The sequence below is a fragment of the Pseudomonas frederiksbergensis genome (genome assembly GCF_001874645.1).
Lineage (GTDB): Bacteria > Pseudomonadota > Gammaproteobacteria > Pseudomonadales > Pseudomonadaceae > Aquipseudomonas > Aquipseudomonas frederiksbergensis_B.
On the sequence record NZ_CP017886.1, the window covers coordinates 1,505,700 to 1,525,228 of the forward strand.

Sequence of the window (19,529 nt, forward strand, 5' to 3'; positions counted from 1 at the left end):
AGGCTGCGATCTTTTCGCTCTTAATTTAGGTAGCCATCGGCCCGCAGCAGGGTTTCCAGGCAATGCTCGGTGATGTGGTAGAACGCCTTGAGCTCCTGAATTTTCACCAACAGCTGGGCCGGGTCCACCGGTTCAGCGCGTTTGACCGCCAGGATCATCTTGTTCTTGTTGGTGTGGTCCAGGGAGATGAACTCGAAGACCTTGGTTTCATAACCGCACGCTTCGAGGAACAACGCCCGCAGGCTGTCGGTAACCATTTCCGCCTGCTGACCGAGGTGCAAACCGTATTGCAGCATCGGCTTGAGCAGCGCCGGGCTCTGGATTTGCAGGCGAATCTGCTTATGGCAGCACGGCGAGCACATGATGATCGCCGCACCGGAGCGAATGCCGGTATGGATCGCGTAATCGGTGGCGATGTCACAGGCATGCAAGGCGATCATCACGTCCAGCTCGCTCGGCGCCACGCTGCGCACATCACCACATTTGAACACCAGACCCGGATGCTCCAGGCGTGCGGCCGCGGTGTTGCACAGGGTAACCATGTCTTCACGCAGCTCGACCCCGGTCACCTCTCCTTCGGCGTGCAAGGTGTTGCGCAGATAATCGTGAATGGCGAAGGTCAGGTAACCCTTGCCTGAACCGAAGTCCGCCACCCGTACCGGTTTATCCAGCGCCAGCGGTGAAGACGTCAGTGCATGGCTGAAGACTTCAATGAACTTGTTGATCTGCTTCCACTTGCGCGACATCGCCGGGATCAGCTCATGCTGCTTGTTGGTCACGCCCAGGTCCGCAAGGAACGGCCGGCTCAGGTCCAGGAAGCGGTTCTTCTCGCGGTTGTGCTCGGCAGACGGCACTTCGCGCAGTTGCTGCGGTTTGCTCTTGAACAGCGAACTCTTGCCCTTCTTGCTGTATTCGAGCTGGGCTTCATCGGTCAGCGACAGCAAGTGAGCGTTTTTGAAGTCCTGCGGCAACAGCGCAGCAATCGTCGCCACGCCCTCTTCAATCGGAAAATTCTTGGTGATGTCGCGCGTCTTGTAGCGATAGACGAAGGACAGGCACGGCTGATCCTTGACTGTCAGCTGCTTGATGATGATTCGCTGCAAGTCGACTTCAGCACCGACGTACTTGGCCAGCACCAGTTTGATAAAGGCGTTCTGCGCCAGACTGGTGCTCAGCAGGTCGATAAATTGCGCGTGATGATCCGGCGTGAGGCTGGCGGGAGTTACGGTAACGGACATGTCAAAAACGCCTCGGGCGATGCGGATCAGGGAATGGCGGGTATTTTAGGGGGGATGGGGGGTTAGGGCACGGGCTTATTTTTCACCAGGCCCGGGAAGCGCAACCCAAGACCTGATCACACCCCCAAAAAACCTCAGGGTTCCACCAGCCGGAGTTTGCGGCTGCTTGGCGAGTTGATGACGTACTTGACAATCAACCCCACCGGCACCGCCCACGTCAGGCCATTGGCCGGATCAGTGACCACCGCCACGGTTTCGGAGCTGGCCGCGATATCCAGACGCCGACGATCATGGCTGGATTTGAGAATGCCATAGGCGTGGCTCACCTGCCTTTCAGCCAAGTGCAACGGCACATCAATGCCCTGCAAGTGCTTCACTGCGCGGCAGAACAGCACCTGATCGTCGACGGAGACATCGCTCTCGTGACGGGCCAGAAATGCCTGGGCAATGGCCAGTAACTCCTCGTTCAGATCGAGACTGTCATCGGTTCCACTCATGCTCACGACTCCACTGGTTTTTCCGTCGCGAGCTCCACCGCAACAGGTCGCGCAGCACGACGCAGGTCGGGGCCTGCGCAAGGCAAACGCACGGCCGGGTTGGGCATACCGCTGGGCGACAGTTCATGGGTCATTTCGAACTCCGCCCGAACCGACCAGCCGCAGACTTCCGATGTGCATTGTAAATATGCCACCCGCAGGAAAATATGACGGCCTTCGCTGGTGCGAATACGCATCCTGCTCAAGCAGTGCGGACAGACCATTTTGTAGGTACTCATGCCGGGCTCCCACTGGTCATCTGGTGGCAATCAACTTGATCAAACGCAATACTGCCTGCTGCATTGATCGGCGCTGTCCGCGCTTGCGACAAACGTCTGCCAGACATAAGGAAGTGCAGTGAGCAGACACGTAATTGGTATGAGCCAAGCCCGTAGGAAATTCCCCTGATACTATTAGGACGTTTCGGCATCGTATTCTTCTGATTCATAGTTGACGGTTGATTACTCATACAAAAAAAAGTACTCATTACGCATAAGTTAGGCACTCAAAAAGAATATGTCAAAAGGAAGAGGCTCAAATTGCGTAGCAAAAAATCACAAGCTGTTCTGGATCGCCTGAAGCAAATTACCGGCACAAAAACCGATACATCCTTGTCTTCAGCGTTGCAGATCAGCCCTCAAACCCTCAGCAGCTGGAAAGGACGCGACAGCACGCCATACGCATTATGCGTAGATATAGCGCAAGCGCGTGGCATCTCTCTGGACTGGCTTCTGTTAGGTGAAGGACCCATACAGCGGCATGCGCATGCCAATAACACTGAGCACACTCAAGAAAGTACAACACGCGAACATACGATTCTCGCGCTATGGCGATTACTCAACGAAGATGATCGCTGCGCCATTCAAAGAGCACTGGAGGAAAAGAAACGTCTGCGCGAGATGGAACTCAAACTTGCGGAAATGGCCACACTCCTGTCAGCACTTCAACTTTCCAACGACACATAAATTCATAAGTTGCTCGGCATTTGCTATTTCAAGGTATGCCACAAAACAGCGATGTTGCCGCCGCGGCGAATAATCAGTGCACATAACAAAACGCTGAGGAGCGCATGCCACGGGCTCACGGGTTGAAGTGCCAGCATTACATCCATACCGGCCAGGCAAAACACCCCCCGCACAGGCCGGTCCATAACCCATCTCGCCAGCAATAGCGCTCTTCGTCGCACTGGTAACATGCCAGTCTGAATGCGCTGAGCAAATGGGCGGCAGCGGTTATACAGACCAGAACAAGCATTTCACTGCCCATCATCCCTTCCCTCTCAAGTGCCGGATAATTTCTGCGATACCGGTGCCGTCGACCCACAGCATGATTTTGATACTGATCGGAATGACGATCAGCGCACACAGAAATGCCGTCACACCCCCGGTCAAAAAGGGGACCAGCGGCAACGCCACGGGGGTGAACAGGTAGCCAACCCCCGCCGACAACAACAATGAACCGACGCGCTGCCAGGCCTTGAAGTTGTTGCGGGTGGTCGTGACCAGCCAGGCGCCGAGGGCAGCACCAAACAGTGCCTCCCCATCGATCACGGGTAATGTCGCGGCCATGCCCAACCCCAGCAACAACGCACTGATGCTGCTGTACGCCGAATCAGTCAGGCTCATGGGCGCCTCGCGTACCGGTCTTTGCAACGGTAATCACGCCCGACTCAATGGCCTTGAGCAAGGCTGCGCTACGCGAGGTCACCGCAAATTTGCGGCGAATGTTACTGAAGTGAAAATTGATCGTGGCTTCCGAGCAATTCTGAATCCTGGCGATCTCCCAGGAGGTTTTCCCCTGAAAGCTCCATAGCAGGGCTTGCGTCTCTTTGGCGGTCAGCATGGCCGGCGCAGACTGAACCCCACCCGCATGAGCTACACCGTCAAACGAGTCGAATGGTTGATGCTTTGACATGACAAGAACTCCCTCTACGTCAGAACGTCCGTGATCTGGGCGCTCTCAGATAAAGAAAGATGATGAAGATCGGCCGGCACTCAGACAACGATCACCCGTTGTAGCGTGAAGTCCTACACAACACTAGCCGAGCACCACCAGGCGATTGGGTAACTCGTTGCGCGCATGAGTCGCCGGCACATGCACCTTGAGCAACGCGCCACAGGCCTCGATGCAGGTCACAAAGCCTTGCAACGTCTGGCCCTGTTTCACCTGTCGGGTGAAGGCTACGACGATCGGCTCCCAGGTTTTGTTGCCCAGCCGTTTGGAAATCCCTTCGTCCACCAGAATCTCCACATAGCGTTCCGCCTCGCAGACAAAAATCAGCATGCCGGTGCTGCCAGCGGTGTGGTGCAGGTTCTGCTCCAGAAACTGCCGACGCGCCAGGTTCGAGGCGCGCCAGTGGCGCACGGAACGCGGGATCAAGTGCGTGGTGATCGACGGAATCCGGAACACCAGGCATAACACGATAAAACTTGCCCACTGCACCAGCAGCAAAGTGTGCATGTTCAGCCAGCCGGAAACGTAGTGCACGATGCCCGGCACGATCAGCGCCAGCAGGCTGGCCCAAAGCAACGGGATGTAGGCGTAGTCGTCGGCCCGGGCCGCGAGCACGGTGACCAGTTCAGCGTCGGTGTCGCGCTCGACACGGGCAATCGCTTCGGCGACCTGACGCTGTTCGTACTCACTCAGTAATGCCATGGTGTTGAACGCTCATTCATTATTGTTATGACCTGCTGCCTCTGAAACCACTCCCCCCAAGTACTGAGGCATAATCTGCCCCGCCACTGGATTGCATCGAGCCAATCGGCTAAAAGATGCCCAGCGCGAAAAGCGTTCAGAAGTTTGCTGCATTTACCCGAACAACAACAGACGCTCCCTAATTTTTGGCTGACCGGCGCGTAACCACAGCGTCCGTTTAGGCTTTTGAGAAAACTATTCATGAAGAAGCTGTGTTTGCTGGGCCTTGCCATCGGCCTGGCCAGTCACTCGGTATGGGCCGACACAACGCCTGCACCGATTGAAAACAAGGACGCTTTCGTCAGCAACCTGATGAAGCAGATGACCCTGGAAGAAAAGATCGGCCAATTGCGCCTGATCAGCATCGGCCCGGAAATGCCGCGCGAGCTGATCCGCAAGGAAATCGCCGCCGGCAACATCGGCGGCACATTCAACTCGATCACTCGCCCGGAAAACCGTCCGATGCAGGACGCGGCCATGCGCAGCCGGTTGAAGATCCCGATGTTCTTCGCCTATGACGTGATCCACGGCCACCGGACCATTTTCCCTATCCCTCTGGCCCTGGCCTCGAGCTGGGACATGGACGCCATCGGCCGCAGCGGGCGCATTGCCGCCAAGGAAGCCGCGGCCGACAGCCTCGACATCACCTTCGCACCGATGGTCGACATCTCCCGCGACCCACGTTGGGGTCGCACCTCCGAAGGTTTCGGTGAAGACACCTATCTGGTCTCGCGCATTGCCAAAGTGATGGTCAAGGCCTATCAGGGCGAGACCCCGAGCGCGGCCGACAGCATCATGGCCAGCGTCAAGCACTTCGCCCTGTACGGCGCGGTCGAAGGCGGTCGCGACTACAACACTGTCGACATGAGTCCGGTGAAGATGTACCAGGACTACCTGCCGCCGTACCGCGCCGCCATTGATGCCGGCGCCGGTGGGGTGATGGTTGCGCTGAACTCGATCAACGGCATACCGGCCACCGCGAACCTGTGGCTGATGCAGGACCTGCTGCGCAAAGAATGGGGCTTCAAAGGCCTGGCGGTGAGTGACCACGGGGCGATCTTCGAGCTGATCAAGCATGGCGTGGCCCGCGACGGTCGCGAAGCGGCGAAGCTGGCAATCAAGGCCGGCATCGACATGAGCATGAACGACACCCTGTACGGCAAGGAATTGCCAGGGCTGCTGAAATCCGGTGAGATCCAGCAGAGCGACATCGACAACGCCGTGCGTGAAGTGTTGGGCGCCAAGTACGACATGGGCCTGTTCAAAGACCCGTACCTGCGTATCGGCAAGGCCGAGGATGATCCGGCCGACACTTACGCCGACAGCCGTCTGCACCGCGCCGAAGCCCGTGACGTTGCCCGTCGCAGCATGGTGTTGCTGAAGAACCAGAACGAAACCTTGCCCCTGAAGAAAACCGCGAAAATCGTTCTGGTCGGTCCGCTGGTCAAGGCACCGATCGACATGATGGGCAGCTGGGCTGCCGCCGGTAAACCGGAACAGTCGGTCACCTTGTTCGATGGCATGACCCGTACCCTCGGCGATCAGGCCAAGTTGACCTACGTCCGCGGCGCCAACATCACCGAGGACAAGAAAGTCCTCGACTACCTGAACTTCCTCAACTTCGACGCTCCGGAAGTGGTGAATGATCCGCGCTCGGCGCAGGTCATGATCGACGAAGCGGTGAAAGCCGCGCAGCAGTCCGATGTGATCGTGGCGGCGGTGGGTGAATCGCGCGGCATGTCCCACGAGTCCTCGAGCCGTACCGACCTGAACATCCCGGCTAACCAGCGCGACCTGATCAAGGCCCTGAAAGCCACCGGTAAACCGCTGGTGCTGGTGCTGATGAACGGCCGTCCGCTGACGATTCTCGATGAGAAGGAACAGGCTGACGCGATCCTTGAAACCTGGTTCACCGGCACCGAAGGCGGTAACGCGATTGCTGACGTACTGTTCGGTGACTACAACCCGTCCGGCAAACTGCCGATCAGCATCCCGCGTTCGGTGGGGCAGATTCCGACCTACTACAACCACCTGAGCATCGGTCGCCCGTTCACCCCAGGCAAACCGGGTAACTACACCTCGCAGTATTTCGATGACACCACGGGTCCCTTGTATCCATTCGGCTACGGCCTGAGCTACACCAGCTTCAGCTTGTCGGACATGGCCCTGTCGTCGACCACACTGAATAAAACCGGCAAGATCGACGCCAGCGTGACCGTTAAAAACACCGGCAAGCGCGACGGCGAAACCGTGGTGCAGCTGTACATTCAGGACGTGATCGGTTCGATAATCCGCCCGGTCAAAGAGCTGAAAAACTTCCAGAAGGTAATGCTCAAGGCCGGCGAACAGAAAGTCATCCACTTCACCATCGAAGAGGACGACCTGAAGTTCTACAACGCCCAGCTCAAATACGCAGCAGAATCTGGCAAGTTCAACGTGCAGATCGGCCTCGATTCCGAGGACGTGACGCAGCAGAGCTTTGAGTTGCTTTAACCTTGTAAAGCAACGATCGCAGCCTTCGGCAGCCTCTACAGGCGTACACAAAACCCTGTAGGAGCTGCCGGAGGCTGCGATCTTTTGATCTTGAAACCTACCCCCGCCGATCCAGCAGATTCACCACCACCCGATCCACCCATCCCCACACCCGCTGCTTGACCCGTCGCCATAGCGGCCGGCGTTGCCATTCCTCAAGACTGACTCTTTGACTCAAGGCAAAGTCCTTTTCGAAACTTGCCGCCACCGCCAGGGTCAGCGCCGGATCAAGGGCTTCCAGATTGGCTTCCAGGTTGAAGCGCAGATTCCAATGATCGAAATTGCACGAGCCGATGCTCACCCAATCATCGATCAGGACCATTTTCAAGTGCAGGAAACACGGCTGATATTCGAAGATCTTCACCCCGGCCTTGAGTAGGCGTGGGTAATAGCGATGCCCGGCGTAACGCACCGACGGATGATCGGTGCGCGGTCCGGTCAGCAGCAGGCGTACATCAATGCCCCGTGCGGCGGCCTTGCGCAGCGAGCGGCGGACTTTCCAGGTCGGCAGGAAGTAAGGCGTGGCCAGCCAGATCCGACGCTGGCCGCTGTTCAAGGCGCGAAACAGCGACTGCAGGATGTCCCGGTGTTGCCTGGCGTCGGCATACGCTACCCGGCCCATCCCTTCGCTCATCGACGGCACCCGTGGCAAACGCGGTAAACCGAAGTGTGAGGCGGGTTTCCAGGCACGACGGTGACGGTTGGCGATCCATTGACGGTCAAACAGCAACTGCCAGTCGAGCACCAGCGGGCCGCTGATTTCCACCATCACTTCATGCCATTCACTGGTGTCATGGCCGGGCGTCCAGAACTCATCAGTGACACCCGTGCCGCCGACCACCGCCAGCGTCTGATCGACCAGCAATAACTTGCGGTGGTCACGGTAAAGATTGCGCACCCAGCGCCGCCAGCTCAGGCGATTGTAGAAGCGCAGCTCCACGTCAGCCTCGATCAGGCGTCGCCGCAGACTCAGGGTGAACGCCAGGCTTCCATAGTCATCGAACAGACAACGCACGCGTACACCGCGCTCGGCGGCTTGCACCAGCGCCTGAACCATCGCTTCGGCGCAAGCGCCCGCCTCCACCAGGTACAGTTCCAGTTCGATCTGCTCCTGCGCGCTGGCAATTGCCGTCAGCATCCGTGGAAAAAACTGTGGCCCGTCGATCAACAGCTCATAGCGATTGCCTTCTCGCCACGGAAACACTGCACCCTTCATGTCAGCGCGCCGTGAAAATCAGCACCGCACCCACCGGCACCGACAAACTGATGGCCGACAGGCCGGCGACGGTACGCAGGCTTTCCAGCCCTGGCAGCAGATCGAAATCCGCAGCATTGAGCACCAGCGGCTCCAGGGTCACCACTTGAAAGCGCCGATCATCGAGCCGTGTCGCCAGCAACTCGGCGTTGTAAGCGTGCTCTTTACCGTGAAGGCTGACCGTCAGTGGCAAACGCAATTCGAGTTGCGCGCCGGAGGCCAGATCCTTGATCGGCCGCAAATCGATCTGCGCGCTGATCAGTGCTTCAGGGAACGTCTTGATCTCAAACAGCGCCTTGCGCATACGCTCATCGCGCAGCGGGATTCCGCTATTGACCGACTCCAGTTCGACCTGCACTTGCGCCTGGCCTGTGGCGTCGACTTTTCCATGCAGCACCAGAAAGCGCTGAACTTCGGAGAGGTTGGCGTTCTTGGTGGAGATAAACGAAAGACGTGAAGACTCACCGTCCAGATACCAGTCGGCGTGGGCTGGCGAGGTAACGAAAGCCAACGGCAGCAAGGCCAGGGCTGTGCAGCAAAACCGCTTGAACATAAACACTCATGAGTCAGTAAACCTGAGCCGAACCTTAGCCTGAGTGAACGCGCTTGCAAACCGCGCAGGGCAAAAGACCACCGCCTACGGAGTCAAGCGGCAACCCTGACGGGCACCGAGCCATACAGCGGTATGGCTGCGTCCCATGCCGCTGGCCGTCACACGCTTGTTTGGGGCGTCATCGAGAAAACCGCTGATGGGCACGTACTGCTTCACATAGGCCTGGCAATAATCCGCCGGGTTGTTCTCGACATAACGGCACGAGCAATATTCCTTGGCGGTGTAGGCGCTAATGATGTCTGGAAATGCCCACAACGCGACCCGCTCCTGCCAGACCCAGCCGAGCAACACGGCGATCAACAACAGCAACACGCTGAGCCGTGGTCGACGGCGAATAACACCGAAATTCATGGCTGCACCTTCTGCGCGAATGCCGCCAGTGCCAGTCTGAGCAATTCGTTGTGCTGGTAGCTGCCGTCGCGATCATCGCCATAGCGCACGATCACCAGTTTCTCGCTGGGCATCACATACAACGCCTGCCCCCAATGGCCGAGGGCGGCAAAGGTGTCATCAGGGGCGTCCTCCCAGGGTCTCTCCGCACCGTCGACCGCACGATTGAGCCACCAATGTCCCCCGGGAACGGCTTCATCCTGATTGGCTTTGAAGCGATTGAACGGTTGGCGGTTGAACTCGACCCAGTCCTTTGGCAGCAACTGCCGGTTACCCCAGCGACCGTCGCGTTGCATCAACAGGCCGATCCGCGCCAGATCGCGAGCCGTCATATAGGCATAGGAGGAGGCAACAAATGTCCCCGTCGCATCGGTTTCCCAAACCGCACTGCGAATCCCCAAGGGGCCGAACAACGCGGTCCATGGATAGTCGGCGTAGCGCTGCGCACCGACCATGGTCTTCAGCGTTGCGGACAATAGATTGCTGTCACCGCTGGAGTAACGGAACGCCTCGCCCGGCAGGCTGAACTCGCCATGGTCGGCGGCGAATGCGGCAATGTCCTGGCGTCCATGGGTGTAGAGCATCGCCACCACCGAAGAATTCAGCGGCGCATATTCATAACTTTCCTGCCAGTCCAGCCCCGAGGCCCAGTGCAGCAGATCGGCGATGGAAACATTCGGATGGCTCTGCAAGGGTGGGTAAAAATTCGCTGCCGGGTCCTGCAATTTGAACAAGCCTTCACCATAGGCCACGCCCAGCACCGTGGCTATCAGGCTTTTACTGACGGACCAGGTCAGGTGCGCAGTGTCGGCCGTCGTTGGACCAGCGTAGCGTTCGTAGATCAATTGCCCGTCACGAATCACCAGCAAGGCATCGGTACGAACGCCTTTACGGCTGACGTCATCACGCGGCGCAAAGGCGTAATTCTCCAATGCCTGAAGCTGCGGGCCGGTGATTTTCGGGCCAGACGACCATTGCTCGGTGGGCCAGTTTTCCGCCAGAACCGGAAGGCTGACCAGCAACATCAACAGCAGCAACAGGCGTTTGAACACGGCAGTCACTCGGAGGGATTAACCCTCTGAGCGTAGTCGAGGCAGATGACGGTTTCGAATGTGAATACCAAAACCAGCGATTACATAGATCCCGCCAACGCCTTGGCCAACCGTTTGGCCCGCGCCCCCGCCGCCAGCTCCAGCACCGTCTGATCGCGCGTCCACAACGCCGCCCATGGCGGCGGCCCGTCGGCAAAGGCTTCATAAAGCGACGCCTTGAGCCCATCAAACTGCGCAAACAGTCCGCCCAGCAACACATGCCCGACACTGCTGTTCGGCGGTTGGCGGCTGGCTTCCGCACACCCCGCCAGCAACGCCAGCAATTTCAGTTGAAGGCTTTGTGGCCAGTCGCTGTCCCGACCGACACCGTACAACCAGGCACTCATGGCGCTCAGTACATAGATGTCTTCAAGGGTGCGGAACGGTTTGACATACGCGTCCCAGCCATCTCCAGCGAGCAATTCACACAGCGCGTTGTCAAGAAACAGCCGACCGTGACTGATGTCCGGCATCAACGCAATGGCCGGAAGTTTTTCAACCCGTACGCCGGGTTCGCCGGGATAAACCACCGCCAGACTCAAACGCGGTGACTGGCCCTGCTCTTCGCTGCGCGCAGCAATCAGCAACCAGCCCGCCGCATCACCCGCGGTGACGAAATCCTTGCGCCCGCTCAAGCGAAGATCTGTGAGACGGGTTTGCATGTCTGCCGGGCGCAGGCTGCGCTGTTCGGTCGCACACAATGCCCCCAGGCTCGGCGGCGCGCTGGGCCACAACATGCGCAACGCAGCCTGGTAACCCACCAGAAAGGCCAACCCCGGCGTTGCCATCATCCGCCCGCCGCGCACCGCCAACTCGAACGGCGTCACTGTACCCAACACATGCAGCAACGTCGCATATCCCTCTGCCAGGTCAGGGTTTTCGAGCTGACGCTGGTCGCAGTTCAACAAGGCTTGCCAAGGCATAAACGGGTCCTCAAGGGCTGTCACACAAGCATCACCAAAGCTTCATGGCGATGACACCGGGGCTACATAGCCTGACTTTGCACAACAAAGTCGATCGACTGCAACCCAAGACGGGTGAGCAGCCCGTACGGAGATTCGCAATGACTCAGCTCGCCCGCATCAGCGACACCGGCAATGAACGCCGCCTGCAAGCCGAACGCCTGATCGGCGCCGAGGCGTTGCAGGAAGCCCAGGCCCTGCGCTTCAACGTGTTCAGCGGCGAGTTCAACGCCAAGCTCAAAGGCGCAGAGTTAGGTCTGGACATGGATGACTATGATGTTCATTGCGCCCACATTGGCGTGCGTGATTTGAATACCGGACGCCTGGTCGCGACGACGCGTTTGCTCGACCACCAGGCCGCCAGCAGCCTGGGGCGTTTCTACAGCGAAGAAGAATTCAGCCTGCACGGCCTGTTACATCTGCAAGGTCCCATCCTGGAAATCGGTCGCACCTGCGTCGACCCGGCCTACCGCAACGGCGGCACCATCGCCGTGCTCTGGGGCGAGCTGGCCGAAGTGCTGAATCAGGGCGGCTACAGCTACCTGATGGGTTGCGCGAGCATCCCGATGCAGGACGGCGGGATTCAGGCCCAGGCGATCATGCAGCGCTTGCGTGAACGGTATCTGTGCACCGAACACCTGCGCGCCGAACCGAAGAAACCGCTGCCGGCCCTCGACATTCCGTCCAACGTGATCGCAGAAATGCCGCCGCTGCTCAAGGCCTACATGCGTCTGGGTGCGAAGATCTGTGGCGAGCCGTGCTGGGACGAAGACTTCCAGGTCGCCGACGTGTTCATCCTGCTTAAACGCGACGAGCTGTGCCCGCGTTATGCCAAACACTTCAAGGCAGCAGTCTGATGAGCCGGCTGCGGGTGTACGCGCGGATCGCGCGAGTGCTGCTGGTGGTCGCACTGGGCTTGAGCATGGCCAGCGTGTTCGGGCTGTTCGAGCGCATGGGTATTGCCAACTCGATGGTGCGGCGCCAACGCTGGTCGCGGTTTTTCATGACGCGGCTGAGCAACGCCCTGCCCTTTCGCGTGACAGTCCACGGCGAACTGCCGCAAAAGCCGATGCTCTGGGTCAGCAACCATGTGTCCTGGACCGACATTCCGTTATTGGGCATGCTCACGCCCTTGTCTTTCCTGTCCAAGGCCGAAGTGCGCACCTGGCCGGTCGCCGGCTGGCTCGCGGCCAAGGCTGGCAGCCTGTTCATTCGTCGAGGTTCGGGTGACAGCCAACTGATCCGCAAGCAGATGAGCCGCCACCTGGAGCAAGCCCATCCGTTACTGATGTTCCCGGAAGGCACCACCACCGATGGCCGTTCGTTGCGCACCTTTCACGGTCGCTTGTTGTCCGCAGCCATCGACGCAGACGTGGCGCTGCAACCGGTGGCCGTTCGTTATCTGCGCGACGGTCAGATCGACCCGCTTGCACCGTTCATTGGTGATGACGACTTGCTCTCTCACTTGATGCGCTTGTTCGCCAACGATCAGGGCGACGTCGAGATCCATCTGCTCAAACCGATTGCCTGCCACGGCCAGGAACGCGCAGCGCTGGCCTTTGCGGCTCAGCAAGCGGTGCAGAAGGCGTTGTTTGGCGACGTGGCTCAACCTGTCGAACCGCGGCGTGCCGGCGAATTGATCGCCGCCTGAAAAAAGATCGCAGCCTGCGGCAACTCCTACAGGGTGTACACGTTCCCACTGTAGGAGCTGCCGCAGGCTGCGATCTTTTGACCTGATCTACAACCGCCGCCCCGCAAAATCCTGCAACTGCGGATAGAACAACCGGAAATCATCACTCAACGGTTCATACAATCGCTCCAGATCCGCCATCGCGGCGGCCAGTTCTTCAGGCCGCGACAGGCGCCGTGAAATCCCCCGCAGCACTTGGTCCAGCACCGCAAATTCGCGATAAGAACCGAGCCAGTCATTCGTTGCCATGTGCGGGGCAATCTGCGCCAGTCGTCCTGGCAGCTGCGGTTCGGCAGCGAGCACCCGGTACACATCCGAAGTGAACTGTTCCAGCGGCTGGTCAGCGTAAAGTGTCCAGTCCCGCGCCAGGCAATGGTCGAAAAACACATCGAGCACGATGCCGGCATACCGTCGTCGCGTTAGCGTAAATCGCGACAACGCCAGGTCGACTAACGGATGGCGGTCGGTAAACACGTCGATGCTGCGATGCAGCTGAATGGCCGCTTCGATCTCCGGATTGAATTGCCCTTGCAGCCGACCTTTGACGAAATCGCCATACAAACTGCCGAGCAATTGACCGGGACGCTGGCCACCGAGATGAAGATGTGCGAGATAGTTCATGACGCGTAGCTTAGCACTGCGCCATTCATATCGTTATAACTCGATATACCGATTTTGGCTGACCTCAGACCAAAATCATATTTGTATATCGCGAAATACCGATTTAAAGTTCGCCTCATCGCGATATAACGTTTTACCCAACCCGAGCACTGCCATGTCCACCATTGACCTCGACGAAATAATAAAAGCCCTGGCGCACCCGGTACGGCGAGAAATCCTGCACTGGCTCAAAGACCCGACCGTCGAATTCCCCGACCAATCCCACAGCAACGAGCACGGCGTCTGCGCCGGACAGATCGATCAACGTTGCGGTTTGTCGCAGTCCACTGTTTCTGCCCATCTGGCGACCCTGCAACGCGCCGGCCTGATCAGCAGCCGTAAAGTCGGCCAGTGGCATTTTTTCAAACGCAACGAGGAAACCATTCAGGAATTCCTCCGCAGCTTCAGCAAAGAGCTCTGACCCTTTACGTCAGTACGCCGATAAGGAATCGACAATGCCCCTCTCGCTACTCATTCTGGCCCTGAGCGCCTTTGCCATCGGCACCACCGAGTTCGTCATCATGGGCTTGCTGCCCGATGTGGCGACCGACCTCGGCGTGTCGATCCCCGGTGCCGGCTGGTTGGTGACTGGTTACGCCCTGGGCGTGGCCATCGGTGCGCCGTTCATGGCACTGGCCACCGCCAGACTGCCGCGCAAGGCTGCTTTGGTTGCGTTGATGGGCATTTTCATCATCGGCAACCTGCTCTGCGCCCTGGCCGGTGACTACAACGTGCTGATGTTTGCCCGTGTGGTGACTGCCCTTTGCCACGGCGCATTCTTTGGTATCGGTTCGGTGGTCGCTGCGGGTCTGGTTCCGGCCAACAAGCGCGCTTCGGCCGTGGCCCTGATGTTCACCGGCCTGACCCTGGCCAACGTACTCGGTGTGCCGCTGGGTACCGCGCTCGGCCAGGAAGCCGGCTGGCGTTCGACCTTCTGGGCGGTGACCGTGATCGGTGTGATTGCGCTGATCGGCCTGATCCGTTTCCTGCCGGCCAAACGTGACGAAGAAAAACTCGACATGCGCGCCGAACTGGCGGCCCTCAAAGGCGCCGGGATCTGGCTGTCGCTAAGCATGACCGCATTGTTCGCCGCGTCGGTCTTCACCTTGTTCACCTATGTCGCACCGCTGTTGGGCGAAGTCACCGGTGTCTCGCCACGCGGCGTGACCTGGAGCCTGATGCTCATCGGGCTGGGCCTGACGGTCGGCAACATCATCGGCGGCAAGCTGGCTGACAAAAGCATGGCGACGACGCTGATCGGCGTGTTCATCACCATGGCGGTGGTCTCCACCGTGCTGACCTGGACCAGCGTTGCATTGATCCCGACCGAAATCACGCTGTTCCTCTGGGCCACCGCGTGCTTTGCCGCCGTACCCGCCCTGCAAGTGAATGTAGTGACCTTCGGCAAGGCAGCACCGAACCTGGTGTCGACCCTGAACATCGGCGCTTTCAATGTCGGCAACGCACTCGGTGCCTGGGTCGGCGGCAGCGTCATCGCCCACGGTTTCGGCCTGACCAGCGTGCCTCTCGCGGCCGCTGTGCTGGCGATCCTGGCGCTGCTGGTGACCTTGATTACTTTCCGTCAGAGCGGCAATGCCGAGCTGGCTCCTGCTATCACTGATCATTAACGAGGGTTGTATCTCATGACGACTATTTTCGATCCGATCACACTGGGCGACCTGCAACTGGCGAACCGCATCATCATGGCGCCATTGACCCGCTGCCGCGCCGACGAAGGTCGTGTGCCAAACGCGCTGATGGCTGAATACTACGTGCAGCGCGCTTCTGCTGGCCTGATCCTCAGCGAAGCCACTTCGGTCGCGCCGATGGGTGTCGGCTACCCGGACACCCCCGGCATCTGGTCCAACGACCAGGTGCGTGGCTGGAGCAACGTGACCAAAGCGGTCCACGGCGCCGGCGGCAAGATTGTTCTGCAACTGTGGCACGTTGGCCGGGTTTCCCACCCGTCCTACCTGAACGGCGAAGCGCCGGTTGCACCGAGCGCCATTGCGCCAAAAGGTCATGTCAGCCTGGTTCGTCCATTGGCCGACTACCCAACGCCGCGCGCACTGGAAACCGCTGAAATCGCCGACATCATCGACGCTTACCGCGTCGGTGCGGAAAACGCCAAAGCGGCCGGTTTTGACGGCGTGGAAATCCACGGCGCCAACGGCTACCTGCTCGACCAATTCCTGCAAAGCAGCACCAACCAGCGCACCGACAATTACGGTGGCTCCCTGGAAAACCGTGCCCGCCTGTTGCTGGAAGTGACTGACGCAGCGATCGAAGTCTGGGGCGCAGGTCGCGTCGGTGTGCACCTGGCACCACGCGCCGACTCCCACGACATGGGTGACGACAACCTGGCCGAGACCTTTACCTACGTCGCTCGCGAACTGGGTAAACGCGGCATCGCGTTCATTTGCTCCCGTGAGAAAGAAGCCGGCGACAGCCTCGGCCCACAACTGAAAGAAGCCTTCGGTGGCCCGTACATTGCCAACGAACGCTTCACCAAGGACAGCGCCAACGCCTGGCTCGCCAGCGGCAAGGCCGATGCGGTCGCCTTCGGCGTACCGTTCATTGCCAACCCGGACCTGCCGGCACGCCTGAAAGCCGATGCACCGCTCAACGAAGCGCGCCCTGAAACGTTCTACGGCAAAGGCCCGGTCGGTTACATCGACTATCCGACGTTGTAAGTAAATCGCGCTAAAAACAAAAGCCCCGACTCTCGCGAGTCGGGGCTTTTTGCAGTGTGATCATTTCAGGGCTAGCGCTTGCGCTGCCCCCACGCCACCGCCAGACCGCTCAAGCAAATAACCGCGATCCCGGCAATTGCGGCGCTATCCGGTGTATGGCCGAAGATCAGGTAGCCGTACATCCCGGCGAACAGAATCTGCCCGTAACTGAACGGCGCCAGCATCGCCGGTGCCGCGTGACGGTACGCCTGGGTCAGTAGCAAGTGGCCGAACATGCCGCAAGTCCCCAATCCGAGCATGAACGCGGCGTGCGTCAACGTCGGCGTGCTCCAGAAAAATGGCAGCAATGCACTCATGATCAGGCTGTTGAGAATACCGGTGAGGAAGTTGCTGGTGGTCGGACTGTCAATGCCGCTGAGTTTGCGGGTCAGCAATTGATAGAAACCGAAACACAACGCCGAGCACATCGGTAGCAACATCGCCGGGGTGAACAACGCTCCGCCTGGACGTACCACAATCAGCACCCCGACAAAACCGGCGAGCACCGCCAGCCATTGATTACGAGTGACGCGCTCACCCAAAAACGGCACAGAAAGCGCGGTCACTAACAAAGGGGCGAGAAACGTAACGGCCGTAGCTTCCGCCAACGGGATGTAGCGCAGCCCGGTGGTAAAAAACAGACTGGTGCCGATCAGGCACAACCCACGAAGCAATTGTAGCCCCGGGCGCTTGGTGCGCACCACCGCAGAAAAACCACTGCGCGGCACGAAGATCACCAACATCAGTAGCGTGTGCACCACATAACGGGCCCAGACCACCATGACGATGGGATAAAAACCTGACAGGTATTTGGACAACGTGTCATGACTGGCGAACAACAATACCGCCAGACAAATCAACGCAATGCCTTTGATGGGCTGTTCCGTGCCTTTGAAAATCGGGTTACTCACACTCATTCACAAACCCGCAACAAATTCCCTACAAAATACGTAGCTCGCTATCTATCAACTTGGCGAGCGTGCGTATATAAAAGCACCCCATCGCAACAAGGTGAACGAAGACAGGATCTTCGCTCGCCTTAAGTGTTGACACAACTGGACTCAATTACGCATGTTGTCTTAATGACGCAAGCTGGGGCTCAAGCGCAGCATGTCCAGACCCGTGTCGACCCAGCGCGCGGCTTCAGTGTGTAGCTGAAAGCTGTCGGGAGCGAGCAGCCACTGATACAGGATGCCGTCAACATAGGCATGAATGCTGATCGCAGCGCGGGCCGTGTCGAGATTATCCGGCAACTGACCCCGTTTCACCGCGTTACGCAATGCCAGTTCGATACGCACATTGCACTCCAGACTGACGGTGCGGCGCTGCTGGCGCAGATCACACATTTCATCAGTGAATTCGCACTTGTGGAACAGAATCTCATTGATGCGTCGGGTCTTCGGGTCCAGGGCAACTTGATGAAACAAATGAATCAGCAGTTTGCGCATGCATCCCAGCGGATCCTCTTCCTCTTCACTTTCGCTCGCCCTGGCCATTTCATCCAGCGGCTCATGCAAGCTGTCGAGCATGGCCTGAACCAGATCGGCCTTATTGCTGAAATGCCAGTAGATGGCCCCACGCGTAACACCGGCCAGGGTAGCAATGTCCGCCAGTGTCGTGCGCGCCACGCCCCTTTCGTAAAAGGCTTTTTCTGCCGCTTCGAGTATCTGGCTACGGGTTTCTTGAGCTTCCTCTTTGGTGCGACGGACCATGGCAGTAAAACCTCAATCAGGAATGCTTCAGCGATGTCTGCACACCGTCTGAACAAATGTGGGGCGAGCTCTCTGGAGTCTCGTCCCCGGCCTACAATTCACGCCTTGCCTCGACTTTTGTAACCGGGTTGGTACTCAGCCAAGCTATTTACAAACAACCATGAACGTAAGTATATTCCTTAGCAAGCTACTTATCCACCCAGCACAGTTTTTTTACCTTTCCACTTTTCTTGTGCGCATTTTGCGCGCCTGACCCGAGGATCTTCATGCAATTCAAGCCAGCTGTTACCGCTCTGGTTACTGCCGTCGCCCTGGCATCGCTGCTCAGCGGATGTAAAAAGGAAGAGGCGGCCCCTGCCGCTCCAGCCCCTCAGGTCGGCGTCGTAACCCTTCAACCTCAAGCCTTTACCCTGACATCCGAGCTGCCGGGCCGCACAACGGCCTACCGCATGGCGGAAGTTCGCCCACAGGTCAATGGCATCATTCTCAAGCGCCTGTTCAAAGAAGGCGGTGAAGTCAAGGAAGGCCAACAGCTCTACCAGATCGACCCTTCGGTCTATGAAGCCACGCTGAACAGTGCGCAAGCCAATCTGCAATCGACCAAGTCGATTTCCGATCGCTACAAACAACTGGTCAACGAGCAAGCCGTAAGCCGTCAGGAATACGACACCGCCGTGGCTAACCGCTTGCAATCGGAAGCTGCCCTGAAAACCGCGCAGATCAATGTGCGCTATACCAAGGTTTATGCACCGATTTCCGGTCGCATCGGCCGCTCTTCGGTCACCGAAGGCGCACTGGTCAACAATGGCCAGACCGACGCCATGGCCGTCATCCAGCAACTGGACCCGATCTACGTCGACGTTACCCAGTCCTCGGTCGAACTGCTGGAACTGCGCCGCGAACTGGAAAGCGGTCGTTTGCAAAAGGCTGGCGAGAATGCCGCCATGGTCAAACTGACCCTCGAAGACGGCAGCCAGTACAAGCAACAGGGCAAGCTTGAGTTCTCCGAAGTCACGGTTGACCAGACCACCGGTTCCGTGACCTTGCGCGCAGTGTTCCCGAACCCTGATCACACGTTGCTGCCGGGCATGTTCGTTCACGCCCAACTGCAAGCCGGTGTGAATGCCGCCGCGATTCTTGCGCCGCAACAGGGCGTGACCCGTGACCTCAAAGGGACGCCAACCGCTCTGGTGGTCAGTGCGGACAACAAGGTCGAACTGCGTCAGCTCAAGGCCAGCCGCACTGTTGGCAGCCAATGGCTGGTTGAAGATGGCCTCAAGGCCGGCGATCGCCTGATCACCGAAGGACTGCAATTCGTCAGACCTGGCGTTGAAGTCAAAACCACTGAAGCAACTAACGTTGGCGCAAAGAACCCAGCCCCCGCACAGGCAGCTAACAATGCCGCCGGCGGCAAAGGGGAGTAA

At 58.7% G+C, this 19,529-nt stretch carries 22 protein-coding genes; 8 read left to right on the forward strand and 14 right to left on the reverse strand.

What is annotated here, in order from left to right; all coding sequences use genetic code 11:
* Positions 1-20 precede the first annotated feature (20 nt).
* The 3 genes from BLL42_RS07535 to BLL42_RS07545 all read right to left on the reverse strand — a co-directional run bounded on the left by BLL42_RS07535 (position 21) and on the right by BLL42_RS07545 (position 2,013).
* Entirely contained in the window at positions 21-1,238 is a 1,218-nt protein-coding gene (locus BLL42_RS07535; protein WP_071551484.1) for a class I SAM-dependent methyltransferase, read from the reverse strand.
* A gap of 134 nt (positions 1,239-1,372) precedes the next feature.
* Positions 1,373-1,735 carry a hypothetical protein gene (locus BLL42_RS07540; protein ID WP_071551485.1) on the reverse strand — a complete coding sequence of 121 codons (363 nt, stop codon included), beginning with the start codon at positions 1,733-1,735 and terminating at the stop codon, positions 1,373-1,375.
* A gap of 2 nt (positions 1,736-1,737) precedes the next feature.
* Entirely contained in the window at positions 1,738-2,013 is a 276-nt protein-coding gene (locus BLL42_RS07545) for an Ogr/Delta-like zinc finger protein (RefSeq protein WP_071551486.1), read from the reverse strand.
* 300 nt (positions 2,014-2,313) lie between these two features.
* On the opposite strand from BLL42_RS07545, the gene BLL42_RS07550 reads away from it, so the two are divergent.
* Positions 2,314-2,739 carry a helix-turn-helix domain-containing protein gene (locus BLL42_RS07550; protein WP_167368533.1) on the forward strand — a complete coding sequence of 142 codons (426 nt, stop codon included), beginning with the start codon at positions 2,314-2,316 and terminating at the stop codon, positions 2,737-2,739.
* Between the two features lie 300 nt (positions 2,740-3,039).
* On the opposite strand, the gene BLL42_RS07560 is transcribed toward BLL42_RS07550, so the two are convergent.
* The 3 genes from BLL42_RS07560 to BLL42_RS07570 form a co-directional block, all read right to left on the reverse strand.
* Positions 3,040-3,399, reverse strand: coding sequence for a putative holin (locus BLL42_RS07560; protein WP_071551487.1), 360 nt, complete (start codon positions 3,397-3,399; stop codon positions 3,040-3,042).
* Positions 3,386-3,688 carry a response regulator transcription factor gene (locus BLL42_RS07565; RefSeq protein ID WP_071551488.1) on the reverse strand — a complete coding sequence of 101 codons (303 nt, stop codon included), beginning with the start codon at positions 3,686-3,688 and terminating at the stop codon, positions 3,386-3,388. The genes BLL42_RS07560 and BLL42_RS07565 overlap by 14 nt, the downstream gene beginning before the upstream one ends.
* 123 nt (positions 3,689-3,811) lie before the next feature.
* On the reverse strand, positions 3,812-4,429 hold the full coding sequence (locus tag BLL42_RS07570) for a TPM domain-containing protein (RefSeq protein WP_071551489.1): 618 nt from the start codon (positions 4,427-4,429) through the stop codon (positions 3,812-3,814).
* Between the two features lie 240 nt (positions 4,430-4,669).
* On the opposite strand from BLL42_RS07570, the gene bglX reads away from it, so the two are divergent.
* The gene (bglX, locus tag BLL42_RS07575) at positions 4,670-6,961 is read left to right on the forward strand and encodes a beta-glucosidase BglX (RefSeq protein WP_071551490.1); all 2,292 of its coding nucleotides are present in this window, start codon (positions 4,670-4,672) and stop codon (positions 6,959-6,961) included.
* 97 nt (positions 6,962-7,058) lie between these two features.
* On the opposite strand, the gene BLL42_RS07580 is transcribed toward bglX, so the two are convergent.
* The 5 genes from BLL42_RS07580 to BLL42_RS07600 all read right to left on the reverse strand — a co-directional run bounded on the left by BLL42_RS07580 (position 7,059) and on the right by BLL42_RS07600 (position 11,272).
* Positions 7,059-8,216, reverse strand: coding sequence for a phospholipase D-like domain-containing protein (locus tag BLL42_RS07580; protein ID WP_071551491.1), 1,158 nt, complete (start codon positions 8,214-8,216; stop codon positions 7,059-7,061).
* A gap of 1 nt (position 8,217) precedes the next feature.
* A complete protein-coding gene (locus tag BLL42_RS07585) occupies positions 8,218-8,808 on the reverse strand; it encodes a YceI family protein (protein WP_071551492.1) in 591 nt (196 codons plus the stop codon).
* A gap of 84 nt (positions 8,809-8,892) precedes the next feature.
* Positions 8,893-9,219 carry an amidase gene (locus BLL42_RS07590; RefSeq protein WP_071551493.1) on the reverse strand — a complete coding sequence of 109 codons (327 nt, stop codon included), beginning with the start codon at positions 9,217-9,219 and terminating at the stop codon, positions 8,893-8,895.
* On the reverse strand, positions 9,216-10,310 hold the full coding sequence (locus BLL42_RS07595) for a serine hydrolase domain-containing protein (protein ID WP_071551494.1): 1,095 nt from the start codon (positions 10,308-10,310) through the stop codon (positions 9,216-9,218). Before BLL42_RS07595 ends, BLL42_RS07590 begins: the two co-directional genes overlap by 4 nt.
* Before the next feature lie 80 nt (positions 10,311-10,390).
* On the reverse strand, positions 10,391-11,272 hold the full coding sequence (locus tag BLL42_RS07600; protein WP_071551495.1) for an acyl-CoA dehydrogenase family protein: 882 nt from the start codon (positions 11,270-11,272) through the stop codon (positions 10,391-10,393).
* A 140-nt stretch (positions 11,273-11,412) separates the two neighbouring features.
* Here BLL42_RS07600 and olsB point away from each other — a divergent pair, with 140 nt between their 5' ends.
* Together olsB and BLL42_RS07610 are read left to right on the forward strand one after the other, a co-directional pair.
* On the forward strand, positions 11,413-12,168 hold the full coding sequence (gene olsB, locus BLL42_RS07605; protein WP_071551496.1) for an L-ornithine N(alpha)-acyltransferase: 756 nt from the start codon (positions 11,413-11,415) through the stop codon (positions 12,166-12,168).
* Positions 12,168-12,962, forward strand: coding sequence for a lysophospholipid acyltransferase family protein (locus tag BLL42_RS07610; RefSeq protein WP_071551497.1), 795 nt, complete (start codon positions 12,168-12,170; stop codon positions 12,960-12,962). Before olsB ends, BLL42_RS07610 begins: the two co-directional genes overlap by 1 nt.
* Before the next feature lie 87 nt (positions 12,963-13,049).
* Here the strand turns inward: BLL42_RS07610 and BLL42_RS07615 are convergent, their stop codons facing one another.
* Positions 13,050-13,622, reverse strand: coding sequence for an acyl carrier protein phosphodiesterase (locus BLL42_RS07615; RefSeq protein ID WP_071551498.1), 573 nt, complete (start codon positions 13,620-13,622; stop codon positions 13,050-13,052).
* A gap of 154 nt (positions 13,623-13,776) precedes the next feature.
* Between BLL42_RS07615 and BLL42_RS07620 the strand changes: the two genes are divergently transcribed.
* The 3 genes from BLL42_RS07620 to BLL42_RS07630 are packed head-to-tail and all read left to right on the forward strand — an operon-like array spanning position 13,777 to position 16,354.
* Positions 13,777-14,082 (forward strand): ArsR/SmtB family transcription factor, encoded by a 306-nt coding sequence (locus BLL42_RS07620; protein ID WP_071551499.1) that lies wholly within the window; start codon positions 13,777-13,779, stop codon positions 14,080-14,082.
* Positions 14,083-14,116: 34 nt separating this feature from the next.
* The gene (locus BLL42_RS07625; RefSeq protein WP_071551500.1) at positions 14,117-15,289 is read left to right on the forward strand and encodes an MFS transporter; all 1,173 of its coding nucleotides are present in this window, start codon (positions 14,117-14,119) and stop codon (positions 15,287-15,289) included.
* A 15-nt stretch (positions 15,290-15,304) separates the two neighbouring features.
* Entirely contained in the window at positions 15,305-16,354 is a 1,050-nt protein-coding gene (locus tag BLL42_RS07630) for an alkene reductase (protein WP_071551501.1), read from the forward strand.
* A 71-nt stretch (positions 16,355-16,425) separates the two neighbouring features.
* Here the strand turns inward: BLL42_RS07630 and BLL42_RS07635 are convergent, their stop codons facing one another.
* Together BLL42_RS07635 and emhR are read right to left on the reverse strand one after the other, a co-directional pair.
* Positions 16,426-17,310, reverse strand: a complete 885-nt coding sequence (locus BLL42_RS07635) for a DMT family transporter (protein WP_071551502.1) — start codon at positions 17,308-17,310, stop codon at positions 16,426-16,428.
* A gap of 162 nt (positions 17,311-17,472) precedes the next feature.
* On the reverse strand, positions 17,473-18,105 hold the full coding sequence (gene emhR / locus BLL42_RS07640) for an efflux system transcriptional repressor EmhR (RefSeq protein ID WP_071551503.1): 633 nt from the start codon (positions 18,103-18,105) through the stop codon (positions 17,473-17,475).
* Between the two features lie 266 nt (positions 18,106-18,371).
* On the opposite strand from emhR, the gene emhA reads away from it, so the two are divergent.
* The gene (gene emhA / locus BLL42_RS07645) at positions 18,372-19,529 is read left to right on the forward strand and encodes an efflux RND transporter periplasmic adaptor subunit EmhA (RefSeq protein WP_071551504.1); all 1,158 of its coding nucleotides are present in this window, start codon (positions 18,372-18,374) and stop codon (positions 19,527-19,529) included.